We start from the raw sequence: 13,160 nt of genomic DNA, 5'->3' as shown, positions 1-13,160 counted from the left end.
CTACTCCCTTCGAATATCCGCGCCGATCGCCGCGAGCCGTTCATCGATCCGTTCGTAGCCGCGATCGATCTGCTGCGCATGGCGGATGACGCTGCGGCCCTCGGCACACAGTGCGGCAATCAGCAACGCCATGCCGGCGCGGATGTCGGGTGAGGCGAGATCTTGCCCGTAGAGCTTCGACGGTCCGATCACCACCGCGCGATGCGGATCGCACAGGACGATGCGCGCGCCCATCTGGATGAGGCGGTCGACGAAATACAGCCGGCTCTCGAACAGCTTCTCGTGAATCAAGATCGAGCCGCGTGCCTGCGTGGCGACCACTAACGCGATGGGAATCAGATCGGCCGGAAAGCCCGGCCACGGCGCATCGTCGATTTTTGGAATCGCGTGCCCGAAGTCGTCGAGCACTTCGAGCCGCTGCCCTTCCGGAACGACGATGTCATTGTCCTCGACGCTCCACTGGATACCGAGGCGGGCATACATGATGCGCGTCATCGCGTGATCGCTGGGACGGCAGTCGACGATCCGGAGTTGGCTTCCGCTCGCTGCGGCGAGGCCGATCAAGCTGCCGGTCTCGATGTAGTCCGGACCGAGCGTGAACTCGCCGCCGCGCAAACTGGTGACACCTTCGATGGTGAGCAGGTTGGTGCCGATACCAACGATACGGGCGCCGAGGCTGACGAGGAAGTTGCAGAGGTCCTGAACGTGCGGTTCCGAGGCCGCGTTACGGATCAGGGTAGTGCCCTCAGCCAGTACCGCAGCCAGGATGGTGTTCTCGGTGGCGGTGACGCTCATCTCATCGAGAAAGATCTCGGCTCCGCGCAAGCGTGTGGCCGCCAAGCGATAACCTTCGCGCGTGACTTCGACCGACGCGCCGAGCGCCTGCAGCGCCTGCAAGTGCGTATCGACGCGCCGCCGCCCGATTACGTCGCCGCCGGGGAACGGCAACGCCACGCGCCCAAAGCGCGCCAACAGCGGCCCGGCGAGCAGCAGCGACATGCGGATCTGGCGCGCGAGGCGCCGGTCCGGGCGGCTCGAACTCACAGCGGCGGTGCTGATCTGCCAGGCCTCACCCGCAGACTCGACGGTGGCGCCGAGCGCGCGCAGCATCTCAACGAACACGCGCACGTCTTCGATGTCGGGAATGTTGCCGAGTCGGATCGGTTGATCGGTGAGCAGCGTCGCGGCCAACACCGGCGCCGCGGCATTCTTGTTCCCTGCCACGCGGATGCGCCCACGCAATCGCCGTCCGCCGGTAATGATCAGCTTACTCATACCACCCTCGCCCGCGGTACTTCATCGCAGCGTCGCCAGCGGGTCAAGGGGAGTTTTAGACATGGACCGATTTGTGAAACGGTGCGCGTTCTCCCCTCAAGAACTCACAGTCGAAGACTCTATTGTGCCTCGTACTCCGTTGGGCTCTGTCCATAGCATGGGTTTTTTCGGCGGCGGTTGTCGGCATCGAAGAGGGATTCGTTGAACACGTTCTGGCCGGCGCACAGCTCGGCCAGGCAGCGCTGGCGTGAGCCGTACCAGTCGAGGCCGATCTGCCGATCGCAGTCGTCGGGCGTGCGCGGGCGATTGACATCGACTACTGCCGGTGGGGCGCTGCGGGTTATCGCGTCCACGTGCTGGAAGAGCGGCGCGACGAGGCGCACGGGCCAGGTCAGTAGCAATGTCAGCGGCACCCACAGGCCCACCAGCACGCGCATGGCGGCAGCATGCCGAGCAGGTGGACGCATTGCAATCGTTGCAAACGCGGTGCTGCGTGCTAGGAAGTCCGCCCATGCGTGAACTGCTACTGGCCGTCGCGATCGTCGCGGCGGCCGCGATTGTCGCCGCGAGCTTTCGCTACACGCCGATCCTCGCGGGCGAAAATGTCGAGGGCGTGCTCGATCGTTGGACCGGCGCGGTGACCTACCCGTGGCCCGACAGTTGTGAAGAGTCACGCGACGACGGCGCCGCGCGGTTGTGAGCCGGTTGTTTTCTCGCCGCGGAAAACTCCGTGAGCCGCGACGCTCATGACGATCAATCAACTACTCGATGGATTGGCGACGGCGCGCGAGAACGGCAGCGCCGGTCTGACAGAGGCGGCGAGCGCGCTCGAAAAGACCTTGCGCGCCGCCGGTGCTGAGGTCTCGTTGCAGGAGTTCGTCTGTCGACCCTATGCCGCGCGGCTGGCGGGGGTGGTGTGCTTCACATTGTCGGTCGTCTTCTGTGTGCTGATGTGGCGGCGGCGCTTCGTGTGGGCGCTGCTCGTCGCCGCGCTGTTGCCCGCGTATCTGGGATTGGACTACGAGTTGCGGCTGCCGCTGCTGAGCCGCATCGGCGCCGTGCGTGAGCACAGCATCATCGCCCGCTTTCCGGTCGCGCAGCCGCAGCGCACGGTGATCTTGACTGCCCACTACGATACTAAGACGGATCTGCTCGATGATTATCAACGCGCCCCGATCCAGTTTCTCATCGTGCCGATACTGGTGATCACCCTGGCGTTGCCGCTCACGGCGCTGTGGCGCCAGGCCAGCGGTCATGACGAGCGACACGTGCGGATGTGGGCGGCGTTGGTTCCGCTGTATTTCTTCGGCTTCCTCTTGATGATGTCCGGCGGCGCGATCGTGTCTGCGCGCAGTCCCGGCGCGCTTGACGATGCGGCCGCGGTGGCGACGCTGACGAAATTGGCCGAGCAGCTCGGCGGGCGCGAGCCGCCGCTCGAACACACGGAGATCGAGATCGTGCTGTTCGCCGGCGAGGAAGTCGGGTTGCAAGGGTCGGCGGCCTACGTGGCCGAGCGATTGATGCCGCCGCTGCCGCGTCCAACCTATGTCATCAATGGCGAGCGATGGGGATACGGGCGCGGGCTGAGCTACTTCGTCAGCGAGCGGTCGGCGTGGCGCCGCTATGATGCGTCCGGCACGTTGGTGCGCACTCTCGATCACGCGCTCCGCCAGCTCGTATCTGGCGCGGGCCTGGTACCGGACATTCAACCGGTGAGCACGGATGCGCGTAGTTTCCTCGCCGCCGGAATTCCGAGTGTCGCCCTCGGCAGTCAGCGCAATGGCGATGGGCAGATTCGCGGACTGCACTCGGCTGCCGACAACCGCGACCGCATTCAAGCCGGCACATTGGAGCAGACCGTCGCCTTCCTACAAGCTGCGCTGGCAGACATCGACGCGCACGGCGTCGAGGGCGAAGGCACGACCGAGCGCTGATCCGCAGAGTACGCGCGCAACGTGTGGAGACAGTACCGAAGGTTGCAACTCTGGGTGGCGGGGACTATGGTGCAGTTCCTACTGACTGTTCGGCGCGAGGATTACCCTCGCATTTGGGCCTCCGAGAGCCTTCCTCACCCCACACTCAGGCAGACGCGGCGATGGCACATCGGTGCTGTTGGCCGTGAGGCGCACGACACAACTGTGCACGAGCCCATCGGGAGTGCCGAGTCTCCCCACACCGCGCGGGCGCAAGCCCGCCCAGACAGGAGAGCTCCAACGAAAGGTGTTGCACACATCTCGTTCGAGGGCGGTGGGCTCTTCGTTCCCGTCAGGGCGCCTTGTCGATGATCTTACCGTTACATTTCGCTGGAGCTCGTTTTTTCTTCTTCAGGCTAGTGCGAGGCAGCGCACGATTGCAGCGGTCAATTGTTCGCAGTCTCAAGGGACTGTCGATGGCTCCCCCACGAGAGCCCGAAGAGCCGATCCGCAGCGAATTGTTCAGCATCGAGCGCCTGGAGCAACACGCCGAGAGTCTCGCTGCGGCTCAACGTGTAACGCCGCGGCCTGGGGTCGGTCGACCGCTGGCAAGCCGACTGCGGGACAATGGCCGAGTGCTGCTCGCAGCGTATCGCACCATCGGCGAAGCCATCCGTGAGGAACGCGCCATCACCCCCGCAGCCGAATGGCTGGTCGACAACTTTCACGTGGTCGAGGAACAGATTCGCGAGATCCGCGACGATCTTCCCAGCGGGTTCTATCGCCAGTTGCCCAAGCTGGCGGAAGGATCTCTCGCGGGCTATCCGCGCGTGTTTGGGATCGCCTGGGCCTTCGTCGCCCACACCGACAGCTTGTTCGATCCGCAGACGCTGAGCCGGTTCGTGCGCGCCTATCAGCGGGTGCAGCCGCTCACGATCGGTGAGCTCTGGGCAGTGGCGATCACGCTGCGCATCGTACTCGTCGAGAATCTGCGCCGCGCGGCCGAGCGCATCGTGAGCAGTCGCGCCGCGCGCCAAGAGGCCGACGCCTTGGCTGACCGCCTCCTCGGAGTTGGCAACCGCGCCCCCGAGCCGGCGGCAACGGCCCTGCGAGGCTTCGACCGGACGCGCCCGGCCTTCGCGGTCCAGCTCGTCCAGCGGCTGCGCGATCAGGATCCGGCAGTGACACCCGCTCTGCGCTGGCTGGACGACCGCCTCATCGCGCAGGGCACAACCGCCGATGAGATCGTTCGCGAGGAACACCAGCGGCAGGGTGCGATGAACATCACGGTGCGTAATGTCATCACCAGCATGCGCTTGATGTCCGCCGTTGATTGGGCGGAGTTCTTCGAGAACGTCAGCCTCGTCGATGCGGAGCTTCGCGCTGGCAGCGACTTTGCCGCCATGGATTTTCCGACGCGGGATCGCTACCGCCACGCGATCGAAGTGCTGGCGCGCGGCTCGGGACACTCGGAGCTCGAAGTCGCCGGGCGCGCGTTGCGCGCGGCCCAGTGCGCGGACGGCGCGCCCTTCGAGACGCCGCCAACAGAAGCGACTCTTCAGGGTGAACGGAAGAAGTCGGTCGAACCAAGGAACAATACCGCTCGGGCTGAGGAGGCCCCATCTTTCCAGGAGCCGTCTCGAGGCCCTGCTTGCGAATTGCCCGACCGTCGCCGTGAGCAAGATCCCGGCTACTACCTCATCGCCAAGGGACGGCGGGCCTTGGAGACGGAGCTCGGATTTCGCGTGCCGATGCGCCACTGGCTCACTCGCGTCTACGCGGCCGCGGGGATCTTCGGATATCTAGGAACGGTCGCGATCCTCAGCGCCATCATCCTCGCTCTGTCTCTGCTCGGTGTCGCGGAATGCGGGGTGGGCGGATCGGCGCTCGGCCTGCTCGCGCTGCTCGCCCTCGTCCCGGCGTCGGATGTGGCGATGGCGCTGGTGAATCGCCACGTCACGAATCAGTTCGGCCCCACGGCACTGCCGGCGTTGGAGCTACGCGACGGCGTGCCGTCGAACCTGCGCACGATGGTCGTCGTGCCCACGCTCTTGACCACGCCGACGGAGATCGAAGAGCAGATCGAGCGCCTCGAGGTTCGGTATCTGGCGAGTGCGGAGGCCGGCGACCTCTACTTTGCGCTGCTCTCTGACTGGACGGACGCCGCCAGCGAGAGTGTGCCGGACGACGACGCGCTGTTGGGTGCTGCCACGGAGGGCATCGCCCGCTTGAATCAACGCTACGGACCCGCACCGGATGGCGCGCGATTCCTCTTGCTCCATCGTGGGCGGCGCTGGAATGCGGGAGAAGGAAAGTGGATCGGGTGGGAACGCAAGCGCGGCAAGCTGCACGAGCTGAATCGATTGCTGCGCGGCGCTACCGACACGACCTTCCTTGCCATCGGCGACCGCGCACCCGCGGTCCCGGCCAGCGTACGCTACGTGATCACCCTTGACGGCGATACGCGACTCCCGCGGGGAGCGGCCCGCCAACTCGTTGGGAAGATGGCGCACCCACTCAATCGCCCGCAGCTCGATCCCCATAGCCGTCGCGTCGTCGACGGCTACGCGGTGCTGCAGCCGCGCGTCACGCCGTCGTTGCCAATTGGTCGTGAGGGGTCGGTCTTCCAGCGTGTGTTCTCAGGTCCCGGGGGCATCGACCCCTACGCGTTTGCGGTCTCCGACGTGTACCAGGACCTCTTCGGCGAAGGGTCGTTCACCGGAAAGGGAATCTATGATGTCGACATCTTCGAAGCCGCCCTCAAAGGGCGGGTGCCTGAGCGCACGCTTCTGAGTCACGATCTGTTCGAGGGCATTTTCGCGCGCGCTGGACTGGCTTCCGACATCGAGGTCGTCGAGGAGTTCCCGTCGCGCTACGACGTCGCCGCGGCGCGGCAGCATCGGTGGGCGCGCGGTGATTGGCAGTTGCTTCCCTGGATTCTCGGCCGTGGACGGGGCGCAACCAGCGACCCGGTCTGCGGGGCAATTCCCTTGATCGGGCGTTGGAAGATGATCGACAACCTCCGTCGCACGGTGTCGGCGCCGGTTACTTTTCTCGCGCTCGCGGCAGGGTGGATGTTGCCGCCTATTGCTGCCGCGGTCTGGACCGGGGTCGTCCTCGCGATGATCGCGCTGCCCGCGCTGCTACCGTTTGGTGCCGGCATCCTGCCGCGACGGTTCGGGATTTCGAAGCGTAGCCACTTGCTCGCAGTAGCTTCGGATCTCGCGCTCGGTTTGTCACAGATTGGGTTCTCGCTCACGCTGCTCGCGCATCAGGCGTGGTTGATGACCGACGCCATCGTGCGCACGCTCTTCCGTCTGTTCGTTTCGCACCGACGCATGCTCGAGTGGGTGACCGCCGCGCAGGCGAAGTTCAGCCTTCCCCTCAATGTCCCCGGTTTCTACCGTCGGATGGCTGGCGGCGTCGTGTTGGCTGCAGCGGGGGCCGCCGCCGTCGCGTACGCCGGGCACGGTGCGGCGTTGATCGCGGGTCCATTCTTGATTCTGTGGACGTTGTCACCGGTCGTGGCGCAGTGGGCGAGCCGTCCACCAAGCGTGGCGGGCTCCGAGCCCGTGTCGGCCGCGAACGCGCAGGTACTGCGGCTGATCGCCCGTCGTACATGGCGGTTCTTCGAGATCTTCGTCGCGGCGGATGATCACATGCTGCCTCCCGACAACTTTCAGGAAGATCCGAAGCCGGTGGTTGCCCATCGGACCTCCCCGACGAACCTCGGATTGTACCTCCTGTCGGTGGTTGCCGCGCGCGACTTCGGCTGGTTCGGTACGCTCGATGCCACGGAAAAATTGGAGGCGACGCTCGGAACGATGAATGAGCTCGAGCGCTTTCGCGGCCACTTCTACAACTGGTACGACACGCGTGACCTTCGTTCGCTCGAGCCGAAGTACGTCTCTTCCGTGGACAGCGGAAATCTCGCGGGACACCTGATCGCTCTCTCAAACGCCTGTCGGGAACTGGTCGGCCGGGCTGTGGTGGGTCCACAATGGTTCGCGGGGATCGCCGACGCGCTCGGGCTCACTCGTGAGGCCTTGGGCGCGCTCGCGGACGACCGCCGAACACAAACGGTGACGCGGAAGCAACTGGACGACGCGCTCAACGCTCTCGCGGTTTCGCTCGATGAGTCGCGGGCGGAGACCCCGGCGGATGTCGCAGGGCTGCTCGGTGAGATCGTTCTTCACGCCGACACCGTCACTGACATCGCGCGAGCGCTGAGCGAGGAACGTGGCGACGGCAGCAGCGCCGACGTGCTGGCCTGGGCGGAAGCAGTGCGTGCCTCCATCCAGAGCCACGACCGCGATCTGCGGGAGTTGATGCCCTGGGCGCGTCTGCTTGCGCCGGAGGGCGTCGATCCTGTCCCAGACAGCCCTGCGAGACGGCCCCAAAAAAATGGGGCCTCCTCAGGGCGAGCGGAACGGTCCTTTCAAACCGACAACACAACCGTTTGCCCTGAGGAGCCGCCGTCATTTTGGCGGCGTCTCGAAGGGCCGTCTCGCAACTTGGATGCGGCGCTCCGCCCGCTCTTCGACACTATCCCCACCTTGGCTGATCTGCCGGACCGCTGCGATGCGGTACTCGTGATCCTCTTCGGTCGGCGCGCAGACCTCGCCGCGCGTGGAGACACAAATGGCGACGCAGCGGCGCAAGGCCAGGCGCTGGAAGCGCTCATCGCGGCTGTCGAGCATTCCGGTCGCACGGCGCGCGCGTTGGAGCGGCGACTTACGGCGCTGGCCGCGCTTGCCCGCAAGATGTTCGAGGCTATGGAGTTCGGCTTTCTCTTCGATCCGTCACGGCAGCTCCTGTCGATCGGATACCAGGTCGCCGAAGGCCGCCTCGATTCCAATTGCTACGACTTGCTAGCGTCCGAGGCGCGTCTGGCCAGCTTCGTCGCGATCGCCAAGGGCGACGTGCCGGTGCGGCATTGGTTCCGGCTCGGGCGCGCCTTGACGCCGGTCGACCGCGGCTCGGCGTTGATCTCGTGGTCGGGGTCGATGTTTGAGTACCTGATGCCGTCGCTGGTGATGCGCGCGCCCGTAGGCAGCTTACTCGAGCAAACGAACGGCTTGGTCGTGCGCCGGCAGATGCACTACGGCGCCGAGCGCGGCGTCCCCTGGGGGGTTTCGGAATCGGCGTACAATGCGCGCGATCTCGAGTTCACGTATCAGTACTCGAATTTCGGCGTGCCCGGTTTGGGCCTCAAGCGCGGCCTCAGCGAGGATGTCGTCGTCGCCCCGTACGCGACGGCGCTGGCGGCGATGGTGGACGCGGACGCCGCGGCGCAGAATTTCTCGCGGCTGGCCGCAGTCGGCGGTCGCGGGCGGTACGGTTGGTACGAGGCGCTCGACTATACCCCGACGCGATTGCCCGAAGGCGAGTCGGTGGCAATCGTTCGCACCTACATGGCGCACCACCAAGCGATGACTCTGCTCGCGATCGCCAACGCACTCCACGGCGGCGCGATGCGCGCCCGTTTCCACGCCGACGCGATCGTCCAAGCCACCGAACTCTTGCTACAGGAGCGCACGCCACGCGATGTCGCCGTGGCGCGCCCGCGCGCCGAGGAGGTGATGGCCGCGCCGAGTGTGCGTGAGCTGATTCCGCCGATGGTGCGCCGCTTCCACTCGCCACACGATCGCGTGCCGCGCACGCACCTGCTCTCGAACGGCCGCTATGCCGTGATGCTCACCAGCGCGGGCTCGGGATACAGTCGCTGGCGCGATCTCGCGGTCACGCGCTGGTGCGAGGACGTCACCTGCGACTCCTGGGGCGCCTACGTCTTCCTGCGCGACAGTCTGAGCGGCGACGTGTGGTCGGCTGGATATCAACCGAGCGGCGTTGAGCCGGATAGTTACGAGGTGTCGTTCTGCGAGGATCGCGCGGAAATCAGCCGCCGCGATGGCACGATCACCACGACGCTGGAGGTGGCGGTCTCACCGGAGGCCGACGCGGAGGTGCGTCGGGTGTCGCTGTCGAATCTCGGCAGCCGCGTGCGGGAGATCGAGCTGACCTCGTACGCCGAGGTCGTGTTGGCGTCTCCCGCCGCCGACGCGGCGCACCCGGCCTTCTCCAAGCTGTTCGTGCAAACGGAGTTCGTCGCCGATGTCGGCGCCGACGGCGGAACTCTCTTGGCCACGCGGCGGCCGCGGTCGCCCGGCGACCAGCAGGTGTGGGCCGCGCACCTCGCTGTCGTGGAAGGCGAGAGCGTAGGCGCGCGGCAGTTCGAAACCGACCGGGCGCGCTTTCTGGGTCGCGGCCGCGCCATCCGCACGCCGATCTCCGTGGTCGACGGCCGGCCGTTGTCCAACACGGTGGGCACCGTGCTCGATCCGATCTTCAGTCTGCGGTGCTGCGTGCGGCTGCCGCCGGGGGCTACTGTGCGCGTCGCGTTCTGGACGCTGATCGCGCCGTCGCGCAGCGAGGCGCTCGACTTGGCTGACAAGCACCACGACTCCGCTGCCTTTGAGCGCGCCGTCACGCTGGCCTGGACCCAGGCGCAAGTGCAGCTCCATCATCTCGGCATCGGTCCCGACGAGGCCCACCTCTTCCAGCGTCTCGCCAACCACGTGCTCTATTCCGACCCGACGCTGCGGCCATCGTCCGAAGTCTTGAAGCGCAACGAGCGGGCGCAGTCCGCGCTCTGGCCGCATGGCATTTCGGGCGACTTGCCAGTCGTCCTGGTGCGCATCGATGAGGTCGAAGATCTCGAAATCGTCCGGCAGCTTCTCCGCGCCCATGAGTACTGGCGGATGAAGCGACTGGAAGTCGACGTGGTGATCCTCAACGAGCGTCCTTCGTCATATACCGCGGATCTCCAGGGAGCGCTGGAGGCGATACTGCGTGCGAGCCAGTCTCGCGGGCACCCCGAGGCAGAGGACGTTCGCGGGAAGGTGTTCGTCTTGCGAACCGATCTGATTTCGGTCGAGGTGCGGAGCCTGCTGCAGAGCGTGGCTCGAGCCGTCCTCCTCAGCCGCCGCGGCAGCCTCACCGAACAGGTCAAGCGCCTGTACGAGACCGAGCTTGCGGTACCGCGACCGCAGCGGCGGATATCTCCCCTCTTTGGCTGGGGGGAGCCACGCGCAAGAGCGGCGAGCGAACGGCTTGAGACCACCGCGCCACAACTGGATATCGAGTTTTTCAATGGCCTCGGCGGCTTCGCCGACAGCGCGCGGGAATATGTGACGATCCTCGGCGAGGGACAGTGGACGCCTGCGCCCTGGATCAACGTGATCGCCAACCCATCGTTCGGCTTCCAGACGTCAGTCGACGGTGGCGGCTACACGTGGTCGATCAACAGTCGCGAGCATCAGCTCACGCCGTGGTCGAACGACCCCATCGGCGATCAGCCGGGCGAGGCGATCTACCTCCGCGACGACGATAGTGGCGCCCTCTGGTCTCCGACCGCGCTGCCCATTCGCGAGGAGGTCTCGCCGTACGTCTGCCGACACGGCCAGGGCTACAGCCGCTTCGAACACACTTCGGACGGCGTCTCACTCGAGTTGCTGCAGTACGTCCCGCTCGACGATCCCGTCAAGATCTCACGGCTGAGCGTCCGGAATGGCTCGGGCCGGTCGCGGCGTCTATCAGTCACTGCGTATGTCGAGTGGGTGCTCGGGACATCCCGTGGTGCCTCGGCGCCATGCGTCGTGACTGAGATCGATTCGGAGACCGGAGCCATGCTCGCACGCAACGCTTGGAGTAACGAGTTCGGTGGTCGCGTCGCATTCGCCGACCTGCGGGGACGGCAACTCACATGGACGGGTGACCGGACAGAGTTCCTCGGCCGCAACGGCACACTCGATCAGCCGTCGGCGCTCACCGACGGAGGATCGCTCTCCAATCGAGTCGGCGCTGGTCTCGACCCCTGCGGCGCTCTGCAAACCAAGCTGGAGATCAAGCCGAACGATTCGGCCGAGATCGTATTCTTTCTCGGCGAGGCGGCGACAAAGGCGGACGCGCTCGCGTTGATCACGCGCTACCGCACCGCCGATCTCGATGCGGTCTTCGAGGCGGTGATCCGGCAGTGGGATGACGTCCTCGGCGCGGTGCAGGTGCGCACGCCCGACCGCTCCATGGACATCCTGCTGAACCGCTGGTTGCTCTACCAGGCGCTCGCGTGCCGGGTGTGGGCGCGTTCGGCGTTCTACCAGGCGAGCGGTGCGTACGGATTCCGCGATCAGCTCCAAGATGTGATGGCGCTGTCACTGTCGCAGCCCCAGCAGACGCGCGCGCATCTGCTGCGCGCCGCGGCGCGGCAGTTCGTCGAAGGGGACATGCAGCATTGGTGGCTGCCATCGTCGGGCCAGGGAGTTCGGACGCGGATGTCCGACGACGGGGTCTGGTTACCGCATGCCGTCGCCGACTACGTCGAGGTCACGGGCGATCTGGCGGTGCTTGATGAGCCGGTGCCGTTTCTCGACGGGCCGGGTCTTCGCGACGGCGAGCCCGACGCGTACTTTCAGCCGATGGTTGCTGAGGAGCGCGCTACGCTGTTCGAGCACTGCGCGCGCGCGCTCGACCGAAGTCTATCGTTCGGTGTGCACGGCTTGCCGCTGATGGGCACGGGCGACTGGAACGATGGCATGAACCGGGTCGGCGCGGGCGGGAAGGGCGAGAGTGTCTGGCTCGGTTGGTTTCTCCACGCCACGCTCTGTGCGTTCGCTCCCCTGGCGGACGGTCGTGTTGAGCAAGCGCGGGCCACGACCTGGAGATGCTGCGCCGCCGCCCTGCGGGAATCGCTGGAGCGAGAAGCGTGGGACGGCGACTGGTACCGCCGCGGCTACTTCGATGACGGAACACCGCTCGGTTCAGCGTCGAACGACGAGTGCCGCATCGATTCGATCGCGCAGTCGTGGGCCGTGATCTCCGGCGCCGCGGATCCGGCGCGGGCTGCCCGTGCCATGGCGGCAGTGGAAGAACACCTGGTGCGCCGCAGTGACGGAGTGATGACACTCTTCACTCCGCCGTTCGATCACACTGCCCTCGACCCTGGGTACATCAAAGGGTACCCACCCGGCATCCGCGAGAATGGCGGCCAATACACCCATGCCGCCATCTGGTCGGTGATCGCCTTCGCGCTGCTCGGCGACGGAGACAAGGCCGGTGAACTATTTGCGATGTTGAATCCGATCAACCATGCGAGCACGCGCTCCGGCGTGCATCGCTACAAAGTGGAGCCCTACGTTGTCGCCGCTGACATCTACGCCACGGCGCCGCACGTCGGGCGCGGCGGCTGGACCTGGTACACCGGCTCGGCCGCGTGGATGTATCGCGCCGGCCTCGAATCGATCCTCGGGTTCCGTGTACGCGGCGCGACGCTGCTCATCGACCCGTGCATCCCCAAAGCGTGGCGCGGCTTCGAGATCGAGTTCCGCTACCACTCCGCACGCTACAACATTGCAGTGGAGAACCCGCGCGGCGTCACTCGCGGCGTCACCCGTGTGGAACTAGACGGTGCGGAGCTGGCCGAGGCTCAAGGACCGATTCCGATGGTCGACGACGGCGCGACCCATCGGGTGCAGGTCACTCTGGGGTGAGCATACGCTTTTCCACGGGATCTCAACGACTCACGATTAACTGCGCACCGCAATCGACGCAGAATGCGCTGCGGTCCCGCCGCGCCGCGGCGTGCTGGGTCTCGCTGCACGGCTGGGGCCGAACGCGCGCGTTGACGACAGCCCCACACTGTGGGCAGTGACCCACGGGCGCGTTCGACCGTCGATGGTTCATGTTGTCGCATCGGTTGGTCGTGCTGAATTGTCCCATCATGCACCGACTTCCTTATGTGCTTCCGCTTCCCGGCGTCCTTCGTCTACGCCAGCCCAGAAGCGCGCACGCGCCGCGCTGCGGCGGCTGTTTTCCTGATCCCGTTCCCGCTTCGCGGTGGTGACACTCAGCAGTGCGTGCACCCGGCTTGTCCGTTGTCGCGCCCCTTTGCCAACCCACTCAATCGCCTCACGT

5 protein-coding genes are annotated in these 13,160 nt (G+C 66.0%); 3 read left to right on the top strand and 2 right to left on the bottom strand.

The window, feature by feature from the left end; genetic code table 11:
- Both murA and HYR72_25530 read right to left on the bottom strand, forming a co-directional pair.
- On the bottom strand, nucleotides 1–1,275 hold the full coding sequence (murA, locus tag HYR72_25535) for a UDP-N-acetylglucosamine 1-carboxyvinyltransferase (protein ID MBI1818358.1): 1,275 nt from the start codon (nucleotides 1,273–1,275) through the stop codon (nucleotides 1–3).
- A 119-nt stretch (nucleotides 1,276–1,394) separates the two neighbouring features.
- Nucleotides 1,395–1,712, bottom strand: a complete 318-nt coding sequence (locus HYR72_25530) for a hypothetical protein (GenBank protein MBI1818357.1) — start codon at nucleotides 1,710–1,712, stop codon at nucleotides 1,395–1,397.
- Between the two features lie 74 nt (nucleotides 1,713–1,786).
- On the opposite strand from HYR72_25530, the gene HYR72_25525 reads away from it, so the two are divergent.
- From HYR72_25525 to HYR72_25515, 3 genes are all read left to right on the top strand, one after another.
- Nucleotides 1,787–1,975, top strand: coding sequence for a hypothetical protein (locus HYR72_25525; GenBank protein ID MBI1818356.1), 189 nt, complete (start codon nucleotides 1,787–1,789; stop codon nucleotides 1,973–1,975).
- 46 nt (nucleotides 1,976–2,021) lie between these two features.
- Entirely contained in the window at nucleotides 2,022–3,209 is a 1,188-nt protein-coding gene (locus HYR72_25520; protein MBI1818355.1) for a M20/M25/M40 family metallo-hydrolase, read from the top strand.
- 1,256 nt (nucleotides 3,210–4,465) lie between these two features.
- Nucleotides 4,466–12,736, top strand: coding sequence for a phosphorylase (locus tag HYR72_25515; GenBank protein ID MBI1818354.1), 8,271 nt, complete (start codon nucleotides 4,466–4,468; stop codon nucleotides 12,734–12,736).
- Nucleotides 12,737–13,160 lie beyond the last annotated feature (424 nt).

Source organism: Deltaproteobacteria bacterium, assembly GCA_016178705.1.
Classification (GTDB): domain Bacteria; phylum Desulfobacterota; class Binatia; order HRBIN30; family JACQVA1; genus JACOST01.
This window is presented reverse-complemented; position numbering and strand designations above follow the sequence as displayed.

Excerpts from the sequence above, each read along its gene's own strand:
- murA (MBI1818358.1), bottom strand. The coding sequence starts at position 1,275 with ATGAGTAAGCTGATCATTACCGGCGGACGGCGATTGCGTGGGCGCATC.
- HYR72_25530 (MBI1818357.1), bottom strand. The coding sequence starts at position 1,712 with ATGCGCGTGCTGGTGGGCCTGTGGGTGCCGCTGACATTGCTACTGACC.
- HYR72_25520 (MBI1818355.1), top strand. The coding sequence starts at position 2,022 with ATGACGATCAATCAACTACTCGATGGATTGGCGACGGCGCGCGAGAAC.
- HYR72_25525 (MBI1818356.1), top strand. The coding sequence starts at position 1,787 with ATGCGTGAACTGCTACTGGCCGTCGCGATCGTCGCGGCGGCCGCGATT.
- HYR72_25515 (MBI1818354.1), top strand. The coding sequence starts at position 4,466 with ATGAACATCACGGTGCGTAATGTCATCACCAGCATGCGCTTGATGTCC.